The 23,771-nt window shown below is 64.0% G+C and carries 14 protein-coding genes and 2 pseudogenes; 6 read left to right on the forward strand and 10 right to left on the reverse strand.

The genetic code is table 11. From position 1 onward, the window contains the following. Positions 1–45: 45 nt before the first annotated feature. The 6 genes from V1294_RS22800 to V1294_RS22825 all read right to left on the reverse strand — a co-directional run bounded on the left by V1294_RS22800 (position 46) and on the right by V1294_RS22825 (position 10,001). The gene (locus tag V1294_RS22800; RefSeq protein WP_334500293.1) at positions 46–951 is read right to left on the reverse strand and encodes a DMT family transporter; all 906 of its coding nucleotides are present in this window, start codon (positions 949–951) and stop codon (positions 46–48) included. Between the two features lie 73 nt (positions 952–1,024). Next, the gene (locus V1294_RS22805; RefSeq protein WP_334500295.1) at positions 1,025–1,894 is read right to left on the reverse strand and encodes an NAD(P)-dependent oxidoreductase; all 870 of its coding nucleotides are present in this window, start codon (positions 1,892–1,894) and stop codon (positions 1,025–1,027) included. Positions 1,895–1,897: 3 nt separating this feature from the next. Continuing rightward, a protein-coding gene (gene prfB / locus V1294_RS22810; RefSeq protein WP_108521180.1) for a peptide chain release factor 2 occupies positions 1,898–3,029 on the reverse strand; the annotation gives its coding sequence in 2 pieces (ribosomal slippage) (positions 1,898–2,959 and positions 2,961–3,029; 1,131 coding nt in all). 177 nt (positions 3,030–3,206) lie between these two features. Then, complete coding sequence (locus V1294_RS22815) at positions 3,207–5,729, reverse strand: penicillin-binding protein 1A (protein WP_334500298.1); 2,523 nt, start codon at positions 5,727–5,729, stop codon at positions 3,207–3,209. Positions 5,730–5,897: 168 nt separating this feature from the next. Further along, complete coding sequence (locus tag V1294_RS22820) at positions 5,898–8,411, reverse strand: penicillin-binding protein 1A (RefSeq protein WP_334480438.1); 2,514 nt, start codon at positions 8,409–8,411, stop codon at positions 5,898–5,900. 240 nt (positions 8,412–8,651) lie between these two features. Then, positions 8,652–10,001 (reverse strand): N-acetylmuramoyl-L-alanine amidase, encoded by a 1,350-nt coding sequence (locus tag V1294_RS22825; protein ID WP_334500299.1) that lies wholly within the window; start codon positions 9,999–10,001, stop codon positions 8,652–8,654. A gap of 736 nt (positions 10,002–10,737) precedes the next feature. Between V1294_RS22825 and V1294_RS22830 the strand changes: the two genes are divergently transcribed. Further along, positions 10,738–13,884, forward strand: a complete 3,147-nt coding sequence (locus tag V1294_RS22830) for an Rne/Rng family ribonuclease (protein ID WP_334500301.1) — start codon at positions 10,738–10,740, stop codon at positions 13,882–13,884. A gap of 170 nt (positions 13,885–14,054) precedes the next feature. Here V1294_RS22830 and V1294_RS22835 read toward each other — a convergent pair whose 3' ends face one another. The 3 genes from V1294_RS22835 to V1294_RS22845 form a co-directional block, all read right to left on the reverse strand. Then, on the reverse strand, positions 14,055–15,383 hold the full coding sequence (locus tag V1294_RS22835; protein WP_334480435.1) for a dicarboxylate/amino acid:cation symporter: 1,329 nt from the start codon (positions 15,381–15,383) through the stop codon (positions 14,055–14,057). A gap of 113 nt (positions 15,384–15,496) precedes the next feature. Continuing rightward, a complete protein-coding gene (locus tag V1294_RS22840) occupies positions 15,497–16,114 on the reverse strand; it encodes a biotin transporter BioY (protein WP_417021138.1) in 618 nt (205 codons plus the stop codon). A 59-nt stretch (positions 16,115–16,173) separates the two neighbouring features. Further along, positions 16,174–17,361: a pyridoxal phosphate-dependent aminotransferase gene (locus V1294_RS22845; protein WP_334500303.1), complete on the reverse strand. Its 1,188-nt coding sequence runs from the start codon at positions 17,359–17,361 to the stop codon at positions 16,174–16,176. Between the two features lie 225 nt (positions 17,362–17,586). Between V1294_RS22845 and V1294_RS22850 the strand changes: the two genes are divergently transcribed. The 3 genes and pseudogenes from V1294_RS22850 to V1294_RS22860 all read left to right on the forward strand — a co-directional run bounded on the left by V1294_RS22850 (position 17,587) and on the right by V1294_RS22860 (position 20,862). Continuing rightward, entirely contained in the window at positions 17,587–18,993 is a 1,407-nt protein-coding gene (locus tag V1294_RS22850) for a M48 family metalloprotease (protein WP_334500305.1), read from the forward strand. 126 nt (positions 18,994–19,119) lie between these two features. Next, positions 19,120–19,888: pseudogene (locus V1294_RS22855) on the forward strand (DsbA family protein). 191 nt (positions 19,889–20,079) lie between these two features. Beyond that, entirely contained in the window at positions 20,080–20,862 is a 783-nt protein-coding gene (locus V1294_RS22860; protein WP_334480427.1) for a DUF1236 domain-containing protein, read from the forward strand. 90 nt (positions 20,863–20,952) lie between these two features. Here the strand turns inward: V1294_RS22860 and V1294_RS22865 are convergent, their stop codons facing one another. Continuing rightward, complete coding sequence (locus V1294_RS22865) at positions 20,953–22,092, reverse strand: helix-turn-helix transcriptional regulator (RefSeq protein ID WP_334500306.1); 1,140 nt, start codon at positions 22,090–22,092, stop codon at positions 20,953–20,955. 480 nt (positions 22,093–22,572) lie between these two features. On the opposite strand from V1294_RS22865, the pseudogene V1294_RS38080 reads away from it, so the two are divergent. Both V1294_RS38080 and V1294_RS22870 read left to right on the forward strand, forming a co-directional pair. After that, positions 22,573–22,806 (forward strand): annotated as a pseudogene (locus V1294_RS38080) (adhesin); the annotation flags it as partial. A gap of 98 nt (positions 22,807–22,904) precedes the next feature. Beyond that, positions 22,905–23,744, forward strand: coding sequence for a YadA-like family protein (locus tag V1294_RS22870; RefSeq protein WP_334500308.1), 840 nt, complete (start codon positions 22,905–22,907; stop codon positions 23,742–23,744). The last annotated feature ends 27 nt before the right edge of the window (positions 23,745–23,771 follow it).

Genomic DNA, 23,771 nt, shown 5'->3' on the forward strand with positions numbered 1-23,771 from the left:
ATATAGGCAAATGTCAAGTTGGCTCGCATCGCCTGTACGAGCGAACTAACGTTCGAGAAACTTCAGCGCGCGGCCGTCGATCACTAGCAGCGCGCTGCCGATCACCAGTGCGCCTGCGATTTCACGCGGTGAAATCTGCTCGCCGAGCACGAGGGAGCCGAGCAGGATGGCCGTGACCGGCACAAGCAGCGTCACCAGCATGACGTTGGTGGCGCCGGATCGCCGCAGGACCTGGAAGAAAACGATATAAGCCAGCGCCGTCGACAACGCGGCGAGACCGAGCACCGCGAACCATGTTACCGCGCCCGGCATCGGCAATTGCCACGGCCGTTCGAAAATGCCGGCGACGACAGCCATCATCAGGCTCGATGCCATTAGTTGAAACGTGGCGGTGGCAAGCGGCGGCGAATCCGATAGCGCGCGCCGGGCTATCAGCGCGGAGATGCCGTAGCTCAGCGCCGCCGCGAGACACAGCAGGACGCCGAGCCCCTGCCCGCTGGCAAAGCCCACTCCGCTGCCGCGAAGGATCACGACGCCGACAAGGCCGACGATCACACCGGCCACACGCCCGATGATGAGCCTCTCCTCGCCCGCCGCCGCCATCACCGCCACCGTGAACAGCGGCGTGGTGGCATTGAGGATCGAAGCCAACCCGCTCGGGATGTACATCTGTCCGGTGACGATCAGCGAGAACGGCAGCACATTGTTGAACAAGGCGACGAGGAAGAACGGCCTCCAGCCCATCCACCCCTTCGGAAACGGCAGCCGCTGCGCGCAAAGCACCGGCAGCAGGATCATGGCGGCCAGCAGCACGCGCAACAGCACGAGCGTGAACGGCGGCAGCTCGCGTAGCACCACGCCATTGAAGAAGAACGATCCGCCCCACAGCACCGAGAGCAGGCCGAGCAACGTCCAGTCACGCGCATCGATCCGGCCGTCGCTGACTGTCATTCGCAAGAACCTGGTGAAATCGCGCAACCAGCTAGGACCGGACGCACGTCGCCGTCCACCCGATTTCCGAAGACTATTTCGGCTGCGACACGATCTCGATCATCTTGCCTTCGTCATCGTCGGGCGCGTTTGCCTTCGCCTTCTCATAGGCGGCAAGCGCGGCGCGGCTGACGGGCACGCCGGGCAGCAGCGTTTCGGCCAGCTTCACCGCATAGGCCGCATCCTTGTGGCGCAGCGCCGCAGTGAACGACGCGCCGGAAAAATTGCGCGCCACCATGCGCTTTGAATGCCGGATCACCTGCGGGCTCGCCACTGCGCCGGTCGAGAGCGCCTCCGCCACGAGGTTCATGTCGAGCCCGGCCTGCTCGGCCATGGCGACGCTTTCGGCCAGACTCGCGATCTGCACCGCGCCCATCAGGTTGTTGATCAGCTTGAAGACGGTGCCGGTGCCGACAGCGCCGAAGTGCCTGATCACGTCGCCGATTGGCGACAGATAAGGGCTCGCCCGATCGAGATCGGCCGCGTCAGCGCCGACCAGCAAAGTCAGCTTTCCGGCAGCGGCCGCTTGCGGCAGGCCGGTGACGGGACAATCGATATAGATCAGGCCGCGGCCGCGCAGTTCGCGCGCCATGTCGAGCGCGTGCTGGTGCGAGACGGTCGAGCATTCGATCGCGAGGCTGCCCGCCTTCATCGTTGCAGCCGCGCCATCCTTGCCGAGCCAGACCGCGCGGGATGCCCCGTCGTCGGCGACCATGGTCACGACGGCATCAGCGCCATCGGCAGCGTCCGCCGGAGATGAAGCCCAGCGTGCGCCGCGCGCGATCAGGTCTTCCGCCTTGGCCTTGCTGCGATTCCAGACCGCAACCGTAAACCCTGCATCGAGGTAGCGGCCGGCCATGCCATGGCCCATGCGCCCGAGCCCGATGAAGGCCACTTTGGTCATGGATTAATCCACATCCTCGACCGCGCCGGGCGTGGTGCCAAAGGCGCGCTGCGCCAGCGTCGCCGCCATGAACTCGTCGAGGTCGCCGTCGAGCACGCCTGATGTATCGGAGGTCTGCACGCCAGTACGCAGGTCCTTCACCATCTGGTAGGGCTGCAGCACGTAGGAGCGGATCTGGTGGCCCCAGCCGATGTCGGTCTTGGCGGCCTGATCGGCGGCGGCCTGTTCCTCGCGCCGCTTCAGTTCGATTTCATAGAGCCGCGCGCGCAGCATGTCCCAGGCCTGGGCGCGGTTCTTGTGCTGCGAACGGCCGGCCTGGCAGACCACCGCGACGCCGGTCGGGATATGGGTCAGGCGGACCGCGGATTCGGTCTTGTTGACGTGCTGGCCGCCGGCGCCGCCCGAGCGCATGGTGTCGGTGCGCACGTCCGATTCCTTGATGTCGATCTTGATGCTGTCATCGACGACCGGAAAGATCGCCACGGAAGAAAACGAGGTGTGCCGCCGCGCGTTGGAATCGAACGGCGAGATCCGCACCAGGCGATGCACGCCCGCTTCGGTTTTCAGCCAGCCATAGGCATTGTGCCCGCTGATCTGAATGGTCGCGGACTTGATGCCGGCTTCTTCGCCGGGAGTCTCTTCGAGATACTCGATCTTGAATCCGTGCTCCTCGGCCCAGCGCGTATACATGCGCAGCAGCATCGACGCCCAGTCCTGGCTTTCGGTGCCACCGGCGCCGGCATGCACTTCGAGGTAGGAATCGAAGCGGTCCGCCTCGCCCGATAGCAGCGCTTCCAGCTCGCGGCGCGCGACTTCCTTCTTCAGGGCTTTTAGCGCGCCCTCCGCCTCGACCACCACGCCTTCATCGTTCTCGGCCTCGCCGAGCGCGATCATCTCGACATTGTCGTCAAGCTCGCGCTCGACCTTGCCGATGCCCTCGAGCGCGTCCACCAGCGAGGTGCGCTCCTGCATCAGCTTCTGGGCCTTCTGGGGATCGTTCCAGAGATTGGGATCTTCGGCGAGCTTGTTCAGCTCGGCGAGGCGAGCCGTGGATTTCTCGACGTCAAAGATGCCTCCTCAGCAGCCCGACTGACTGCTTGATCTCTTCAACGAGGCGTTCGATTTCGGCGCGCATGGTCTCTTCCGTCTGCGGTCGGAACCGCTACTGAATTATATGCGAGGGATGTAGCGGCCTACGCCGCAAAGCGCAATCCGCAAGCCGGCCAGAGCCCCAATCGGAACGGGCTCTGGATTTTGATTTGACGCGTTTTCTTGACGCGAACCGGTCTCCACTTCGCTGGAAAACGCTCTACTAGTAAAGCCTGCCGGTTCCGGGACGCATGATATTGCCGGAGTCAGGCGAGATTCCCTGCATATTGCCGGCGTCAGGCGGAATTACCTGCGGCATCCGTCCGTCCTGGTCGGCGACGCCGACGACAGAATAATTATCCGGCGGCGCGGTGCCCGGCTTGAACGCTTCCAGGATGGTGCGGCCGCCCTCGCCTTGACCGGGGCGCATGCCGCTCTTGGCATCGATACGAACCAGCCTGATGCCGGCGGGAATCTTGAACGGGGTCGCCGGCTTGTCGGCGAGCGCGAGCTTCATGAACTCTTTGACGATCGGAGCCGCGGTATGGCCGCCCTGCGCGGCTCTGCCCAGGCTGCGAGGCTTGTCATAGCCAAGATAGAGACCGACGACGAGATCCGACGAAAAGCCGATGAACCAGACATCTTTTCCGTCACTGGTGGTGCCGGTCTTGCCGGCGATCGGTTTGCCTACCTCGCGCATGACCGACGCGGTGCCACCCTGCACCACCCCCTCCAGCATCGAGGTGATCTGGTAGGCCGTCATCGAATCAAGCACCTGCTCCCTGCGGTCGACGAGCTGGGGCTCGGGCTGATTCTTCCAGCCGCCCGGCGCGTCGCAGCCGCGGCACTCGCGCGCGTCATGTTTGAAAATCGTCCGTCCGTAGCGGTCCTGGATGCGGTCGATCAGGGTCGGCTTCACCCGCCGGCCGCCGTTGGCGAACATCGAATAGGCCGTGACCATCCGCATGACGGTGGTTTCGCCGGCGCCGAGCGAATAGGAAAGATAGTTCGGCAATTCCTCATAGACGCCGAAGCGTTTGGCATATTCACCGATCAGGGGCATGCCGACATCCTGCGCCAACCGCACCGTCACGGTGTTGACCGACCATTTGAGGGCTTCACGCAGCGTAATGGGACCACGATAACTGCCGACCGAAAAGTTCTCCGGGCGCCAGACGCCGGCGCCCTGCCCCTGATCGATCTCGATCGGCCCGTCGATCATGATGGTCGCTGGGGTGTAGCCGTTGTCCATCGCCGCCGAATAGACCAGCGGCTTGAACGTCGATCCCGGCTGTCGATAGGCCTGGGTCGCGCGATTGAACTGGCTTTGGTCGAACGAGAAGCCACCCACCATCGCAACCACGCGGCCGGTCCAAGGATCCATCGCGACCATGGCGCCGGACACTTCAGGCAATTGCCGCAGGCGATACTGGCCTTCGACCGCGTGGCCGTCCTTGCCGAACAGCGGATCGGCGTAGATCACATCGCCCGGCGAAAGAATTTGCGAGACCGAGTTCGGCGTCTTGCTGCGAGCCGGAGCGGAAGCCGCCTTTGCCCATCGGACACCCTCCAGCGTAATGAGGCCGGTTTGCCGGTCCTTGGAGATCGCGCCGCCCAGTTCGCGGCCGGGCTGGAAACCGATACGGGCCGACTGGTCGGAAGTCTCCAGCACCACGGCCATTCGCCAGGGCGAGATGTCGCTCAGCGATTTGACATCGGCGAGCTTCACGCCCCAATCGCCTGATATGTCGAGCTTGCTGATAGCTCCGCGCCAGCCCTGCGCCTCGTCAAAATTCACGAGGCCGGCGGCCATGGTTTTGCGCGCCATCACCTGCAGCTTCGGATCGAGCGTGGTGCGGACCGACAGGCCGCCTTCATAGAGCTTCTTTTCGCCGTAGCGCTCGAAGATGTCGCGCCGGACCTCCTCGGCAAAATACTCGCCGGCAAAGGTATGCGCGGCGTTGGACCGGCTGGTCACGGCCAGCGGTTCCTTGCGGGCCTTGTCGGCATCGGCCTGCTTGATCCAGCCGTTTTCCACCAGGCGGTCGATCACGTAATTGCGCCGCTCGACCGCGCGGTCGCGGTTGCGCACCGGGTGCAACTGGGCCGGTGCTTTCGGAAGCGCTGCCAGATAGGCGGCTTCCGCAACCGTTAGTTCGTTCACCGATTTGTCGAAATAGACCAGCGATGCGGCGGCGATGCCGTAGGCGCCGAGGCCGAGATAGATTTCATTGAGATAGAGTTCGAGGATGCGGTCCTTGGAATAGGCACGCTCGATGCGCATCGCCAGCAAGGCTTCCTTGATCTTGCGCGTGAAGGAAACCTCGTTGGTCAAAAGGAAGTTCTTCGCGACCTGCTGGGTGATCGTGGAGGCACCCTGCGGCCGGCGGTTGGAGCCAAGGTTCTGCGCATACACCACGGCGGCGCGCGCCATGCCCGTGAAGTCGATGCCGCCGTGCTCGTAAAAATTCTTGTCCTCAGCCGCGAGGAACGCGTTGGTGACGAGTTTTGGCATCGCCTGGATCGGCAGATAGAGACGCCGCTCCTTCGAATACTCGCCGAGCAGCGCGCCGTCCGAGGCATGCACGCGCGTCATCACCGGCGGCTCGTAATCCTGAAGCTGCGAATAGTCCGGCAGGTCCCTGGAGAAATGCCAGATCGCGCCCGCGACACCGGCCACGCCGACCAGGAACACGACAGTCCCGGCGGTAAACAGAAAACCCAAAAACCGGACCAGAAAACGCATTACCGAAGTTCCATTCCAACCTTGGCGCCGTAACAGTCAGCGCTTGTCCTCGTGTCCATCGGACATTTCCTCTCCCGCGACCGGGATCGCAGAGATCCGCGGGATCCAAACATGTTTATAACGCGATGTCCGAAGATGCGCCTTGAGGTTGTGAACACGTCGTGCGGATCAGTAAAGCCCGCCGGTTCCTGGACGCATGATATTGCCGGAGTCGGGCTGGTACCCTTGCTGATACCCTTGCGGGTATCCCTGCTGCGGCATGCGACCGTCCGCATCGGCGACGCCGATGACCGAGTAGTTATCCGGCGGCGCGGTGCCCGGCTTGAAGGCTTCCAGAAGGCCGCCGCTGCCCGGACCGGCGCGCATGCCGCTCTTGGGGTCAACGCGGACGAGCTTGATGCCGGCGGGCACCTTGAAGGGGATAGCGGGCTTGTCGGCGAGCGCGAGCTTCAGGAAGTCCTTGGCGATCGGTGCGGCCAGATGACCGCCGGTCATGCCGCGGCCGAGATTGCGCGGCTTGTCGAAACCGACATAGATGCCGACCACGAGGTCCGGCGAGAAGCCGATGAACCAGGCGTCCTTTTCATCGTTGGTGGTGCCGGTCTTGCCGGCGATCGGCTTGCCGACTTCCTTGACCACCGTCGCGGTGCCGGCCTGGACCACATATTCCATCATCGAGGTGATCTGATATGCGGTCATCGGATCGAGCACCTGCTCGCGGCGGTCCACGAGCTGCGGCTCGGCCTGATTCTTCCAGCCACCGGGCGCGTCGCAACCGCGGCATTCGCGGGCGTCATGCTTGAAGATGGTGTGGCCGTAGCGGTCCTGAATGCGATCGATCAGCGTCGGCTTCACACGGCGGCCGCCATTGGCGAACATCGAATAGGCCGTAACCATCCGCATGACCGTGGTTTCGCCGGCGCCGAGTGCATAGGACAGATAGTTCGGCAGCTCGTCGTAGACGCCGAAACGCTTGGAATACTCACCGATCAAGGGCATGCCGATGTCCTGGGCCAGCCGCACCGTCACCGTATTCAGCGAATTCCGCAGCGCGTTGCGCAGCGTGACCGGTCCCTGGTATTTTCCGGACGAATAGTTTTCCGGGCGCCAGACACCGACGCCCTGTCCCTGATCGATTTCAATTGGCGCGTCGACGACGACCGTCGACGGGGTGTAGCCGTTGTCCATTGCCGCCGAATACACCAGCGGCTTGAAGGACGAACCCGGCTGCCGATAGGCTTGGGTCGCGCGGTTGAACTGGCTCTGATCGAACGAGAAGCCGCCGACCATCGCCAGCACGCGGCCGGTCCACGGATCCATCGCGACCATCGCGCCGGACACTTCCGGCAACTGGCGCAGCCGATACTGACCTTCGACCGGCTTGCCCTCTTTGTCGAACAGCGGATCAGCATAGATCACGTCGCCGGCCGCCAGAACTTGCGCCACCGAGGTCGGCGTCCTGCCCTTTGCGGGACCTGATGCGGCCTTCGCCCACCGCACGCCATCGAGCGTGATGATGCCGGTCTGCCTGACCTTGCTGATGGCGCCGCCAAGCTCGCGGCCCGGCTGGAAACCGATCCGCGCCGACTGGTCGGACGTCTCCAGCACCACGGCCATCCGCCACGGCGCAATGTCGCCCAGCGATTTGACGTCGGCGAGCTTCACGCCCCAGTCGCCGGAAATATCCAGCTTGGACGGTGCGCCGCGCCAGCCGCTCGCCTCGTCATATTTGACGAGGCCGGCGACCATGGCCTTGCGCGCCATCACCTGCATCTTCGGATCGAGCGTGGCACGGACGGACAATCCGCCTTCGTACAGCTTCTTTTCGCCGTAGCGCTCGAAAATGTCGCGCCGGACTTCCTCGGCAAAATATTCGCCGGCGAAGATATGCGCGCCGTTGCCGCGGCTGGTGACGTTGAGCGCTTCCTTGCGGGCCTTGTCGGCGTCGGCCTGCTTGATCCAGCCGTTTTCCAGCAGGCGATCGACCACGTAATTGCGCCGCTCGACCGCGCGATCGCGATTGCGAACCGGGTGCAGTACCGCGGGAGCCTTGGGCAGCGCCGCCAGATAGGAGGCTTCCGCGATCGTGAGTTCGTTCACGGATTTGTCGAAATAGACCAGCGATGCGGCCGCGATGCCGTAGGCGCCAAGACCGAGATAGATTTCGTTGAGATAGAGCTCGAGGATGCGGTCCTTCGAATAGGCGCGCTCGATGCGCATCGCCAGCAAGGCTTCCTTGATCTTGCGGGTGAACGAGACCTCGTTGGTCAGCAGGAAGTTCTTTGCAACTTGCTGGGTGATCGTCGAGGCGCCCTGCGGACGCTTGTTGGAGCCGAAATTTTGCGCATACAGGACGGCCGCGCGCGCCATGCCGGTGAAGTCGATGCCGCCATGCTCGTAGAAGTTCTTGTCTTCGGCCGCGAGGAACGCGTTGATGACGAGCTTTGGCACCGCCTGGATCGGCAGATAGAGGCGCCGCTCCTTGGAATATTCGCCGAGCAGCGCGCCGTCGGACGCGTGCACGCGCGTCATCACCGGAGGCTCGTAATCCTGAAGCTGTGAGTAGTCCGGCAGGTCCTTGGAGAAATGCCAGATCGCGCCCGCGACGCCGGCCACGCCGACCAGGAACACGACAGTCCCGGCGGCGAACAGGAAACCCAAAAACCGGACCAGAAAGCGCATTGTCGAAGTTCCGTTCCAACCCTGTGCGCCGAAATCTGCGGCGTCTATCCTAATACGGCAATCCCACCGAACGAGTTGCCGCCACGCGGTCGAACAATAAAGGGTCCGGCGGACAATATTGACCGATTCCGAAGACCAGCAGTCGATTTTCTATACCGTTGCCGCTGTGGCCAAACTAGGGCTTGGGCCACCGCACGGCACGCTTTTCAGCCTGCGCCTACGCAATGCGCACTGAACTTTTCACTTGCCCGGTCCGGCAGTTGCCAGCCGTTTGGCTAAAAACGCATCAATTGCCTGCGCCATCGCCCCGACCGTCCGGTTCCGCCAGTTTTCCGACACCAGATGCTCAAGGTCGCCCTTGTTCGAGACGTAGCCGAGCTCGACCAGGACCGAGGGCACGTCGGGGGCCTTCAGGACCCGGAAACCGGCCGATTTCAGCGGATGCTTGTGCATCCGCACCGTGGTCTTCATTTCGCCCATCAGGATCCGCGCGAACCGGTTTGAAAAGGTTTTGGTCTCCCGTTGCACCAGGTCGATCAGGATGTCGGCGACCTCGGTCGGCTCGTCGGCGAGACTGACCCCGCCGATCGCGTCCGACTTGTTTTCAGTGTCCGCCAGCCGCTCGGCTTCGGAGTCGGTGGCCTTATCGGAGAGCGTATAGATGGTGGCGCCCTGGGCGTCGCCCTCGCCACGACGCAGGGCGTCGGCATGGATCGAGACGAACAGCGCCGCCGACTCGTTGCGCGCGATCTTCACGCGGTCGCCGAGCGGAATGAAGGTGTCGTCCGTCCGGGTCATGACGACGCGATACTTGCCCGACTTCTCGATCCGATCGCGCAACGCCAGGCCAAAGCCGAGCACCAGATTCTTTTCCATGATGTCGCCGCCGCCGGCCTGGGTGCCGTTATCGACGCCGCCATGGCCGGGATCGATCACGACCACCGGCCTTTTGTCCGGCGGCGACGGAGGCGCGGCCGGCGCTTCCGCCCGCGCAGCGGCGGCGTTGGCCTCGGCGATCGCAGGCCGCAGTTCGGGGCGGCTTTCGGGCGCCAGCGACTGTACAAAGGCGGTGCGGTCGACCTCTTCGAATTCGAGCACCAGCCGCGGCGGCTGGCCGTTGGCCGCCTCCAGCACATAGGATTTGGCGATCTTGGCAGGTCCCGTCAGGTCGAACACGATCCGCGATCCGCCCGGCATGACGAGACCGTAACGGAACGCCTTGACCAATCCCCGTCCCGCGACACCGACTCCGGCCGGAAGCTGGAAACTGACTTGAGGAAGATCGACGATCACGCGATAGGGGTCCGCCAGGGCAAAGGCCCGAAACTGGACCGGCTTGTCGAGATCGAGGATGAAACGGGTCTGTTTGGTATCGCCGGCCAGGCGAGCGTCCGACGCGATCGGGAAATTCGATGCCGCCGCTGGGCTCGGAATGGCGGCCGGTCCTTGATAAAGCGGCGTTTGATAGGCGGGTGCTTGATAAACCTGTGCCTGGGCCGCGCTGGGGCCGGCCATTTGGGTGCGCAGCAATGCTGCGGCGCACAATAGGCCACATCCCAGCAAAACAAGGTGATTTGCGCGGCTCGCCAACGATTCGGTGCCTCCGGAGGAGCCCTCCCTTACCGCATTAGAACCGCAGGGTTAATCAGACCTTAAGGTCGAATCTGTGAAAAGGAGCGAGTGTTGCCGCGCTGCGACGCCCGGCGGCTGGTTCCTTTTTGTGCCTTCCTTGCGCTTCCCTTGCACGTAGCCGCCAATCCACGTATGTACGGGGTGCTGACGGCTAATACTCCCGGTTGTGTCGCGTTCAGCCTCCCGGTGCAGCGCCGGAACCTTCGAAGCCGGAGGAACCTGCGTCTTTCCCGATCCCTCCACAGCCAGCGCCGCGCGCGGCTGACACGGAGTGGCGGTTTCGAGCCCGAGCGGCGTCCGGTCCCAGGTACCTTTTCCAGGGACGGTTTGAGACACGGCAAAACTGATTATCCGGACCCCAAACGGTCCGATATGCGATGGCCGGCGGGCGTTTAGGCGCCGAACCGGGCCTTCAGCGATAAATGCGGCGGTATCCTTTTCCGCCAACATGTTTAGACGGGCCGACGCTTGATGCGCCAGACTGTGTTGCCGACCAGGATCCACGGAACGATCGCGCCGACGCGAAGCGAAAGCTTCGCACGTCGCCTCGCTCCGGTGGCTCCCCGTTCGGCGCGGCGCCAAGAAGTGCGTTTTGGCCTTCCCCTCACCCCCGAATCAGGTGGACCGTCGCGTCACCGGGCCGCGCAATTTGCGCGCGCCATGCACCGCGCCCGCCGCCGTCAAGAGTTCAAAAATGCCCAACAAGATGTTGATCGACGCCACCCACCCGGAAGAGACCCGGGTCGTTGTGGTCCGCGGCAACCGCGTCGAAGAGTTTGATTTCGAGACCGCCCAGCGCAAGCAACTGCGCGGCAATATCTACCTCGCCAAGGTCACGCGCGTAGAACCGTCGCTGCAGGCGGCGTTCATCGAATATGGCGGCAACCGCCACGGCTTCCTCGCCTTCAGCGAAATCCATCCGGACTACTACCAGATCCCGGTCGCCGACCGTCAGGCGCTGATCGAGGCCGACGAGCGCGCCCATCGCGAGGCCGAGGAAGAGAGCGAGAACCGCTCCTCTAGCCGCCACCGTGGCCGCTCGCGCCACCGCAATGCGCGTCGACGCGGCCATGGCGACCGTGTCCAGAGCGGCGTCGTCGAGAACGCCGGCCAGGATCCCTCGCAGGCGGCCCAGCCCTATGAAGGCGAGGCGCATCAGCACGAAGGCGCGTATGCCGGCGAAGTGCATCCGCACGACGCTGAACATCATGATGAGCATCATGAGGACACGGCGCATCACGACCATGATGCGCATGAGACGCATGATCACGATCAAGACCATTCGCACGATCACGATCCTCAGCACGACCACGAACGTCACCACGATCACGATGCGCAAGGTCCTGATACTCGGACAGATGCCGCAAGCGAAGCACCGGTCGCGGAATTGGAATCCGGCGTGCCCGCCGCGGCGCCGGTCGAGGCGGCCGCCCCCGAGGCGACGGCCGAACACGCTCACGACGAACACGCGCATGATGAGCATCATGACGAGGAACGGGCGCGCGAAAACGCGGCCCATGCCGACGACGCGCCGCATATCGAGCATGCCGGTGAAGGCTACGCCGTTGCTTCTCCCGACGAACTCGCCCCGGCCTCCGAACGCGACGACGGCCATGACGATGAGGACGACGCCGAGGACGCCGAAGAGGAAGTCGTCGAATCCGTCGGCGGCGACGACGTGCTGGAGGAAGTTCCGGAACGCCCGTTCCGCCCGCGCCGCCAGTACAAGATCCAGGAAGTCATCAAGCGCCGCCAGGTGATGCTGGTTCAGGTCGTTAAGGAAGAGCGCGGCAACAAGGGCGCCGCGCTGACGACCTATCTGTCGCTGGCCGGCCGCTATGCGGTGCTGATGCCCAACACCGCCCGCGGCGGCGGCATCAGCCGCAAGATCACCTCGGCCCAGGACCGTTCGCGGCTGAAGGAAGTGGTGCAGGACCTCGACGTGCCCGAGGGCATGGGGATCATCCTGCGCACTGCCGGCGCCTCGCGGACCAAGCCCGAGATCAAGCGCGACTTCGAATATCTGATCCGGATGTGGGAAACCGTGCGCGACATGACGCTGAAGTCGCAGGCCCCCACTCTCGTCTATGAGGAAGGCTCGCTGATCAAGCGCTCGCTGCGCGACCTTTACAACAAGGAAATCGATGAAATCCAGGTCGCGGGCGAATCCGGCTACCAGGAAGCGCGCGACTTCATGAAGATGCTGATGCCCTCGAACGTGCGGGCAGTGCGGCAATATCGCGACGGCCAGCCGCTGTTCTCGCGGATGGGCGTCGAGAGCCAGTTAGATGCGATGTTCTCGCCGACCGTGCAGCTGCGTTCCGGCGGCTACATCGTCATCAACCAGACCGAAGCGCTGGTCTCGATCGACGTCAACTCCGGCCGCTCGACCCGCGAACATCATATCGAGGACACCGCGCTCAAGACCAATCTCGAGGCGGCCGAGGAAGTCGCGCGACAATTGCGCCTGCGCGATCTCGCAGGCCTCATCGTCATCGACTTCATCGACATGGACGAGAAGCGCAACAACCGCGCCGTCGAGCGCAAGCTGTCCGACTGCCTGCGGCAGGATCGCGCGCGCATCCAGGTCGGACGCATCTCGCATTTCGGCCTGCTGGAAATGTCGCGCCAGCGCATCCGCGCCAGCGTACTGGAGAGTTCGACCGAGCCCTGCGCGGTTTGCGGCGGCAGCGGTCATGTGCGCTCGGTCTCGTCGGTCGCGCTGCAATTGCTGCGCGGCATCGAGGAAATCCTGATGAAAGGCGCGACCCACAATCTGGTGGTGCGCACCCGCACCGACGTCGCGCTCTATGTGCTCAATCACAAGCGCGGCCATCTGCGCGACCTCGAAAATGCCTTCAAGGTGTCGCTCGCGGTGAGCGCCGATCCAACCGTTGCCGGCCAGCAGTCGTACATCATCGACCGCGGCGAGCAGGTGCACACGCTGGAGGCCGCCAAGGCGTTGCTGGCAGCGCAGGCCACCGCCTTCCCGCCGCAGGTCGAGGAAGCCTATGACGACGACGAGGCGTTCGACATCGAAACCGAATCCGAGGTCGAAACCGAGGACACCGAGGGGCTGGCCGAGGATGCCGCCGAAGCCGCAGTGGGCGAAGGCGAAGGAGACGGCCACCGCCGCAAGCGGCGCCGGCGCCGGCGCGGCCGTGGCGAGCCCCGTGAAGGCGGTGCCCCGCGCGAGGACGGCGACGCGATGCGCGTCGCGGGCGAGGCCGTCGAAAGCGTGACCGCCGAGGACGGCGAAGCCGACGAAGACGAAGGCGACGAACAGCCCGGCATGGCCCGCGGCGATCAGCCTGCCGGTGGCGAGCGGCGCCCGCGCCGTCGCGGCCGTCGCGGCGGACGCCGCCGGCGTGGTGCCGAGCTGGAAGATGGCTTGGCCGGATCGATCGCGGACGAACTCGGGCCGACCCCGACTCCCGAAGTGACCAGCGCGGTTGCCGATTTCGACGGCGGCGCGTCCGAGCCCGCGCCATCGCTGGTGCAGGCTGACTTTCAGCCCGAACCGGTCTCGCAGCCGGCGCAGATGCAGCCTGCGGCCTACGCCCGGCCCGAGCCGGTCGAGAGCGAGCCCGCGCCAACCGCTGAAGAAACCAGGCAGGAGGCCGAGCGGGCCGCGGCGCGGCGGCGTTCGACCGTGCGCGAGAAAGTCAGCTTCGTGACCAGCACTCCGGCCGAACCGGCGCCCTCCTCCGTCAGCCAGAGCGCGCCGGAGCCGTTCGAGTCTCCCGCGCCTGCTCCGACCGAGCCGGCGCCGGCCACATCGGACGAGGCCGCGCCACGCAAGGCGGGCTGGTGGTCGCGGCGCTTCGGCAGCGGCGAGTAAGGATCAAACCAAAAAAGAAAACCGCCCGGCCAAAACCGGGCGGTTTTTTATTTGCATCGAGCGGATCGCTAGAGCCCCGTTCCGATGGAATCGGAACGGCGCCCTGGATTTTTGATTTGACGCGTTTTCTTGACGCGAACCGGTCCCCACTTCGCTGGAAAACGCTCTATCTATCCCGTCGTGAGCGCCGTCTCCACGTCGGACGGATCAACCTGCTTGTTCAGATTGGCGTGCAGCTTGCTCTTGTCGAGTTCGCCCTCCCACCAGGACACCACCACGCAGGCAACGCCGTTGCCGCACAGATTGGTCAGCGCGCGGCACTCGCTCATGAACTTGTCGATGCCCAGCAGGATGGCCATGCCCGGCACCAGCCGCGGATCGACCACGGCCAGCGTCGCCGCCAGCGTGATGAAGCCGGCGCCGGTGATGCCGGAGGCGCCCTTCGAGGTCAGCATCGCGACCAGGAGGATGGTCAGTTGCTGGCCGAACGTTAGATCGAAGCCAAGCGCCTGCGCGATGAACAGGGTCGCCAGCGTCATGTAGATGTTGGTGCCGTCGAGGTTGAACGAGTAGCCGGTCGGTACCACTAGGCCCACCACCGACTTGGAGCAGCCGAGCCGCTCGAGCTTTTCCATCAAGGACGGCAACGCGCTTTCCGAGGACGACGTGCCGAGCACGATCAGGAGCTCGTCCTTGATGTAGGCCAGGAACTTGAAGATCGAGAAACCGACGATCCGCGCGACGATGCCGAGCACCACGAACACGAACAGCGCGGCGGTGACGTAGAACGTCGCGATCAGTCCGATCAGGTTCAGGATCGCGCCGGTCCCGAACTTGCCGATCGTGAACGCCATCGCGCCGAACGCGCCGATCGGGGCGGCCTTCATCACGATGGCGATGACGCCGAACACTGCGTGCGCCGCATCGTCGATAAAGGCGCGGATCGTGTGGCCGCGCTCGCCAAGACCCATCAGCGCAAACCCGAACAGGATCGAGAACAGCAGCACCTGGAGGATTTCGCCCTGCGCGAAGGCGCCGACCACCGTATCGGGAATGATGTGCAGGAAGAAATCGACGCTCTTTTGCGCCTCGGCCTGCTTGGCAAAGCCGGCGACGGCTTGCGCATTCGCCATGCCGCCGCCGAAACCCGCGCCCGGCTTGACCAGATTGCCGACGAGCAGACCGATCACCAGCGCGAAGGTCGAGATGACCTCGAAATAGACCAGCGCCTTGACGCCGATCCTGCCAACCTTCTTGGCATCTTGTATATGCGCTATGCCGGATACCACGGTGCAGAAGATGATCGGCGCGATCACCATCTTGATCAGCTTGATGAAGCCGTCGCCGAGCGCCTTGATCCAGTCGTTGGTCGCAAGCGCGGGCCACAGCCAGCCGAACAGTGCGCCGAGCACGATCGCAATCAAAACTTGAACGTAAAGAACCCGGTACCAGGGCTTTGCCGCACTTGCCGGCGCTTCGGTCGCAATTGTTGCCGCCATGACGCTTACTCCTCCCTCAGCGGTCGCGGACTGGTCGCACCTGCGCCAATCCGTCGCACACAGCCAAAATCCTTTGGGCGAGCGGAGTCAATGGTGTTGGCAGACGCGACTGCTTAGCCGCGTGGGTCGAAAATCCTCCGGATCGCCGGCACGAGGGCAGCGCCGAGCGCATTCTTGATCAGGGACGCCGCGATGAATGGCGCAATACCGACCAGCCACGCCTTTTCAACGCCGAGCTTCATGCCGAACGCAAGCCAACCAAATCCGGCAGCGAGAATGAGAATGTGTCCCAGCGCCATCGCAACGAACAGCCGGAGCACTGATCGGTCCCAGCCGCGCTCGCTCAGCCATCCCGTCACGAAGGCCGCCGCCACGAAGCCGAAGAGATATCCGGCCGTCGGACCGATCAACGGCGCAAGGCCGCCGACCGGGCCTGCGAATACCGGAAATCCAATAGCCCCCTCGGCCAGATAGGCCATGAGCGTAACGCTGCCGAGCCGCCAGCCATAGGCCGCGCCGATCACCAGCACAACCAGCGTCTGCAACGTCATCGGCACATAGGGCAACGGCAGATTGACCTTGGCCGACAAGGTCAGCAGCGCCGTCCCCAGCGCGACCAGGATCACGCTGCGCAACAGACCCCACGATCCATCAGCACGATGCGGCCACAGCAGGGCGGCAAGCGGGAAATGCGATGGCGCGGCGGTTTCAGGCATGGTTCTGGCGGACATGAATGGCTCCCCGATTGATTTTAGGTACGTATGATTTGGATGATGGTGACCGGTCGTTGCTAACCGAGCCACTGCGCGATGCGTGTCACCGCTTCACGCATCTCGTCGGCCGAGCGCGCGTAGGAGAAGCGAATGAAGCTGCGGCCGTGGATCGGATCGAAGTCGACGCCCGGCGTCGCCGCCACATGCGCCTTCTCCAGCATGCGGCCGGCAAATTCGAAACTGTCGGAGGTGAAATCCGATACATCAGCGTAGAGGTAGAACGCGCCATCGGCAGGCAGGAACCTGGTGAGGCCAGCCTTCGGCAGTCCCTCGATCAGGATGCGGCGGTTTTCCTGATAGCCGCGCTTGATCGCCTCCATCTCCGCAGCGCCTTCGAATGCCGCTTCGGCCGCGATCTGCGACAGCGTCGGCACCGAGATCGACAGGTTCTGCTGCAGCCGTTCGATCGGCCGCACCAGAGGCTCCGGCACCACCATCCAGCCGACCCGCCAGCCGGTCATGCAGAAATATTTCGAGAACGAATTGATCACGAGCGCATGTGGCGAAAGCTCCGCCGCCGTCACCGCCGGAAACGCATAGTCGAGGCCATGATAGATCTCGTCGGAAATGAAGCGGATGCCGGCGCCTTCCGCCGCATGGATCAGGCCGGTGAGCGCCTCGCGCGACATCATCGTTCCCGTCGGATTGGCGGGGCTGCCGACCAGCACGCCCTTCAGCGGCGCCTTGCGATGCGCGGCCAGCAAGGCCTCGCCCGTCAACGCATGACGCGTCGCGCTCGAGGTTTCGATCAGCACCGGCTCGCAGCCGAGCGCGGTCAGGATATGCCGGTATGGCGGATAGCCCGGCACCGTGACCGCCACCCGGTCGCCCGGCTCGAACATCGACAGAAACGCCAGAATGAAACCGCCGGACGAGCCGGTCGTGATCACAATGCGTTCGGGATCGACCGCGCAGCCGTAAGTATCGTGGTAGTGTCTTGCGATCCGCGTGCGCAGCGTCGGAATGCCGAGCGCGGAGGTGTAATCGATCCGCGCTGCATCGAGCGCGGCATGCGCGGCCGCGATCGCGACCTTGGGGGCTGACGCCGCCGGCTGCCCCACTTCCATGTGAATGACATGGCCGCCGGCCGCCTCGATGCGGGCCGCGGCCGCCATCACGTCCATCACCATGAAGGGCGGAACATCGCTCCGCGCCGATGGAGTCAACAGGGTTTTCACGCGGTCTCTAAGTGTCGATTCCAGCATCGATATCTGCTATTTGCACGAGCGGCTCCGAATTCGGGTTCCCGAACCGGTTACCGCCCCAGACTGGCCGTATTCGGTGGCTTGTTATAGCGTTTTGACGCGAAGTGATACCGGTTCACATCAACAAACACGTTGAAACAACAGACTGGGACCTGTTTCTGATCTAATCAGAACCGAACTGCCCTCGGACCACAACCGGGCCTCGCAAATCGCCAAAGATCGCTCATGCTGCTCCGCATCGCCTTACGCAAGAAACCACTGAAATTGACCACGCTGATGACGGCCGCAGCGCTCGCCGTTGCGCCAATGGCGGCTGTGGCGCAGGAGAACAAGGGTCCGCCGGTGCTCCGCGACACCGAGACGGAGCAGCTGCTGCGTGAATATACGCGGCCGATCCTGCGCGCCGCCGGCCTGGAAAAACAGAACATCCAGATGGTGATCATCAACCAGGGCGTCTTCAACGCCTTCGTTGCCGACGGCCGCCGCATCTTCGTGAACTATGGCGCGATCATGCAGTCGGAGACGCCGAACCAGATCATCGGCGTGATGGCGCACGAAACCGGCCACCTCGCCGGCGGCCATCTCGCCAAGATGCGCGAGCAGATGGCGCAGGCCCAGACCCAGATGATCATTGCTATGCTGCTCGGCGCCGGCGCGATGGTGGCGGGCGCGCAAGGCGGCGGCAGCAACAGTGGCCTGGCGAACGCCGGCGCGGCAATGTTCTCCGCGCCGGGAGAAATGATCCGCCGCAACCTGCTGTCCTACGTGCGTCAGCAGGAGGAAAACGCCGACAAGGCCGGCGTAAAATTTCTGGCCGCCACCGGCCAGTCGGCCCGGGGCATGTACGAGACCTTCAAGCGCTTCACCGACGAAAGCCTGTTCGCCGCACGCGGCTCGGACCCCTATGTTCAGTCGCATCCGATGCCGGCCCAGCGCGTCGCCGCGCTGGAAGAACTGGCGCGTTCGAGCCCTTACTGGGACAAGAAGGACGACCCTGCCCTGCAGCTGCGCCACGACATGGTGCGCGCCAAGATCTCGGCCTTCATGGAGCGGCAGGAGACCGTGTACCGGCGCTATCCGCTGTCCAACAACAGCCTGCCCTCCCGCTATGCCCACGCGATCTCGACCTATCTGCACGGCGACCTGCGCAGCGCGCTCACCCAGATTGATGCCCTGATCCAGCAGCAGCCCAACAATCCCTATTTCCACGAGGTGCGTGGCCAGGCATTGCTGGAGGGCGGCAAGCCGCAGGAGGCGATCGCGCCGCTGCGCAAGGCGGTCGCGCTCTCCAACAACTCCCCGCTCATCGAGATGCTGCTAGGGCAGGCCCTCGTCGCAACCGGCAACAATGCCTACACCGACGAGGCGATCGCCATCCTGCGCGCGGCGGTGGCACGCGAGAGCGAAGCGCCGATCGGCTACATCCAGCTCGCGATGGCCTATGGCCGCAAGGGCGACTACGCGCAGGCCGATCTGGCGTCGGCCCAGGCCGCCTACCTCCGCGGCGACAACAAGACGGCGCGCGATCTTGCATCGCGCGCGAAGACGCGCTTCGCGATCGGGACGCCGGGATGGGTCAAGGCTGACGACATTGTGAGCGCCAAGCCGCTGCCGGGCCAGAAGAGCAACTAGAATTAAGCCGCGTTCGGCTATAATCGGACTGGATCACCAAGGATTTGGTCACCCGCGACCAGCATATTCCCCAGGAGCCGGCCTTCAGCAGAATTGCCCGGGAACCCGCCGCATAAGGATTTACCGATGCCCTCGTTCCGTCTTCTCATCCCCGCATTGTTCGCTCTCGCGCTCTGCGGCGCGCCGATGTCCGCTTCCGCGCAGAGCTTCAGCGACACCCAGCGCGGCGACATCGAGACCATCATCCGGAATTACCTGATCGCGCATCCCGAAGTGCTCGAAGAGGCGATGACCGAACTCAGCAAGCGTCAGGCCGCGGCGGAATCCGCCAAGCACGAAGCCGGCGTGGCCAAGAACGCGGACGCGATTGTTCAACTCGCCGCGCAACGTCACGATCGGCAACAAGGACGGCGACGTCACCTTCGTCGAATTCTTCGATTACAATTGCGGCTACTGCAAGCGCGCGATGCTGGACATGATGGAGCTGATGAAGAGCGACCCGAAGCTGAAGGTCGTGCTCAAGGAATTTCCGGTGCTGAGCGCGGGCTCGGTCGAAGCCGCGCAGGTCGGCGTCGCGGTGCGCATGCAGGATCCGACCGGCAAGAAATATCTCGACTTCCACCAGAAGCTGCTCACCGGCCGCGGCGCCGCCGACAAGGCGCGCGCGATGGCCGTTGCCAAGGAAGTCGGGCTCGACATGACGAAGCTGGAGAAGGACCTGTCGAGCGCCGAAGTGCGCAACACGCTCGAGGAAAATTTCAAGCTCGCCGAAGCGATGGGCATGAACGGCACGCCGAGCTACGTGATCGGCAAGCAGGTCGTGATCGGCGCGGTCGGCGTCGAAAGCCTGCGGGAAAAGATCAGCAACGCCCGTTGCGGCAAGGCGACGTGCTGAGGCGACGCTGCACGCATTAAGATGAAAAGGCCGGCTCGACAGCCGGCCTTTTTGTTTGCGGCATTCTCGTGCGCATCAGTTCATCTCGCATTCACAAAACAAGGCCTTCGGAACCGATCAAATAACAGGAACATCGGGCAAATCCTTTCGTTGTTGGCGTGGGCAATGCAGAACACGTGAGGAGACATTCGATGACTAATCGCTTTTTGATTTCGGTCGCGACAGCGGCCCTGATCGCCGGAACCGGCTTTGCGAATGCGCAGGGTACCGGAATGGGCCGTGACGCAGGGTCACCAGGTTCCGCGACGCAGCAGAGCGCGCCCTCCGATCGCGGTGGTGGTGCGTCGGGCGGCACGATGCAGCGCGATAGCGGCGGCACGACGGGTATGAAGGGTGCGGAATCCGAGAAGTCGACGGGCGCTGAAAAGAACCAGCGCGCCGACGACAAGATGAAGGGCGGCAAGGACATGAAGGCCGAAGGCAAGGAGGACCGCGGCGGCATGAAGGGCGAACAGAAGGGTCAGACGACGGGCCAGGGCACGATGCAGCGTGATCAAAGCACGACCCAGCAGCGTGAGCGTGACCAGACCCCGGGCCGCGACCAGACCATGCCGCAGAAGGACCAGAAGGCCCAGGGCAAGGAAGACCGCATGCAGACTCAGACGCAGGGCGGAGCCGCGGGCCAAAGCACGACCACGACGGGTCAGGCCGGCGCGGCCGGCAAACTCTCGACCGAGCAGCGCACCCAGATCACCAGCGTAATCAAGGAGCAGCGCGTTGCGCCGGTGACGAACGTGAACTTCTCGATTTCGGTCGGCACCCGCGTACCGCGCGACGTGGTCTTCCATACGTTGCCGGAGCGCGTGGTGACGATCTATCCGGAATGGCGCAGGTATAAGTTCATCCTCGTCAAGGAGCAGATCGTGATCGTGGATCCGAACACCTTCGAGATCGTGGCTATTCTGGAAGCCTAACAGTGGTATCTTCGCAGTATCAGGGCGGGCAGAAATGCCCGCCTTTTTTTGTCCGCCTTGGCTCCACTCAACAAGATACCCGGCTTCGCTTCACTTCTGCAGAAGCAGCCGCACCAGTTCGGCCTGGCGACGCGAACCTGTCTTGTCAAAGATACTGGACAAATGGCTGCGCGCCGTCCCGACGGTGATGCCAAGTCTGTCAGCGGCAGCCTGGCGGCCATCGCCCTTGACGATCTCAAGCGCGAACGCTGCCTCTGCCGGCGTAAAACCGAACCGTTGGCGTAAGCCTTCGACGCGCGCCTGGATCTCCCGTTCGGGATCTGAGACGAGCACGATCGCGACTGCACGTTGCGAGAAGGTCCAGGGGATGATGGCCTTCGCCGCTTCCTGCTTTACCGGCGTCACGACAACATCGAGCGGCGACCGCTCCGCTCCTCGCGGCAGCGCGACGTCGCCGCCAGAACCGGTTACAGCACTGGCATCGCCAGCGCATGACTTGATCAGCCGGCGCAATGTCCGCCCGCCGTCGGCATCGGATGCGGACAAGGCGTCGGCTTCGAGCCGCAGGCCATCGCGACTATCGAGCAGCGCACGGGCCGCGCGATTGACGAACAGCGGCCGCGCCTCCGCGTCGACGAGCAGAAAACCCTGTTGCAATCCGTCCAGGCCGGTTAGCGCACGCTCATTTGCGATCGTCAGATGATACACACGGCGCTGCAGCGCGACCGCGCGAACGAGATGCTGCGCCAGCGCCGCGAACAAGCGTTTCTGGCTACCGTCGAATGGCGACCGGTTCAGCAGTCCGTGGCTCGCAATGTGCCCGGAGGCTGCGCTATCGGCAAACAGGTTGGTGACCAAGGGATCGGCGCTGAAACCGCCCGGCCGCCACAATTCGTTATAGAAGGCCGTGCTGGTAAACTCGTCCCGCGAGATGACGTCCGCACCGGTAAAGACCTCGCCGGGCCGATAGTTTCCAGTGCACGGCAAGGCCGGAATATCCGGCGTCCATTCGTCAAAGCTGCGCAAGATGTCCGGATCGGTGCGCGGCGCGTGCATGCTCACGATCCCGTTCGCCGGGTCGTAAAATCCAAACACCACCTGCGGCCCGCCAACGGCATCGCCAATTCTGTTGAGGACACCCGGCCAGAGCTGCGCGTCGAGCGCTGCATCATAGATGGATCCGACAAGGTCCAGCACCCTGTCCTCGCCGGATAGCCCATCGCCAGACATCAGCCCCTAGCCCAAGTTGTGCGTGAAGTCTGGCCTATGTACCGCCCCGGCCGCAAGGCTCGACTATGGGCATCAAGCACGATTCTGTTGCCACGAAGTCTCACTCGGCAACATTCAGCGCAAAATGCTTCCGTTTGGTTCGATGCCTCTGACGTTCGTCAGATGCGGCCACTGCATGGCTTGGGCCAAGGTCGCTTCACGGCAGATCGAAGTAACAGGAATCGCGCCGTCTGCCGTGGGAGCTTGCATGTCTGACGTTCACCAAACGGTCATTTCACCGGTCAGCGATCAGAAAGGCCGGCGATGACAAGTTTTCCAAGAGCGGGCGCGGCGGATTTGGCCACAGCACACGCCTCCGACGTGTTTCACCCACACGGCCTCCAGGCGCGGCTGCTTGTCATATCCGGCGAGACATTGCGAGGGCTGGCGCTGGCCGCCAGCGTTTCAATCGCAGCAGCAACCCTCTGGGCCGTTCCGGCGATGGGCCAGCAATCTCTCAACGGAGGGACAGCTACCGGCATACAAGCCTACGCTTCTGGCGATGGCGCGGTAGCGACCGGCGACGGCGCGACCGCGACCGGCCAAGCCAGTATCGCGAACGGTACTTACGCTACCGCGACCGGCGGGGGCAGCAACGCGAACGGCGGCAACGCGACCGCGACGGGGGTGGCCAGCGATGCGATCGGCCAAAACGCGACCGCGACGGGCCAAAGCAGCCTCGCGAACGGCACCAACGCGACCGCTACGGCCAGAACAGCACCGCGAACGGCCTTGCCGCGACCGCGACAGGTCAGTTCAGCACCGCGAGTGGCTTGCAAGCGACCGCCACGGGCCAGAACGCTAACGCGAACGGCGCGACCGCGAGCGCGTTCGGCCAGAGCAGCAATGCCACCGGCGATGCCACCACCGCCATTGGCCAAGCGAGCACAGCAAGCGCGATAGGCGCCACCGCAGTCGGTGCCAACGCGCAGGCAACTGCGACCGGCGCGGTCGCGGTCGGCCAAAATTCCACCGCCAGCGGCGTCAATTCGATTGCGATCGGTAACGGTGCGATCGCAACCGGTTCGATCGCGGTCGGCGCTGGGGCGTCGGCTGCGAATGGTGGCGCCGCCTTCGGCGACGGCACGGTCGCGACCGGCACGAATTCCGCCGCCCTTGGCACCAATGCCACGGCGACATTCGCCAATTCGACTGCGATCGGCACTGGCGCTACGACGTCAGCGGCGAACCAGGTCTCGATCGGCACAGGATCGAACACCTACCGAATGTCCGGCATCACCTCGGCGGCAAGCCTTGCTGCTCAATCCGGCCCGACCTCGCTCGTGACCACCGACGCCAACGGCAATCTCGCCGCGGCAGGTTTCAGCGGCCAGGATATCTCCCTGCTGCAATCGAACGTGGCCACGTTGCAGACGCAGATGCGGCAAGCCTTTGAGGGAACGGCGATTGCCATCGCCATGGGCGGCTCCGCGCTGCCGTCGGACAAGAAGTTCGCGATCTCGACCAACTGGGGCACCTTCCGCGGCCAGAATGCCATGAGCCTTGGAGCGCAGATGCGCTTGAACCAATATGTGGTGCTCAATGGCGGCGTCGCCGCCGGCTTCGCACAGGGCGGCGTCGGCGGACGGGCCGGCATGACCGTCGCATGGTGACGATAGGGTGGTAACGGGAAAGCGACG

The sequence above is a fragment of the Bradyrhizobium sp. AZCC 1678 genome (assembly GCF_036924765.1).
GTDB lineage: Bacteria > Pseudomonadota > Alphaproteobacteria > Rhizobiales > Xanthobacteraceae > Bradyrhizobium > Bradyrhizobium algeriense.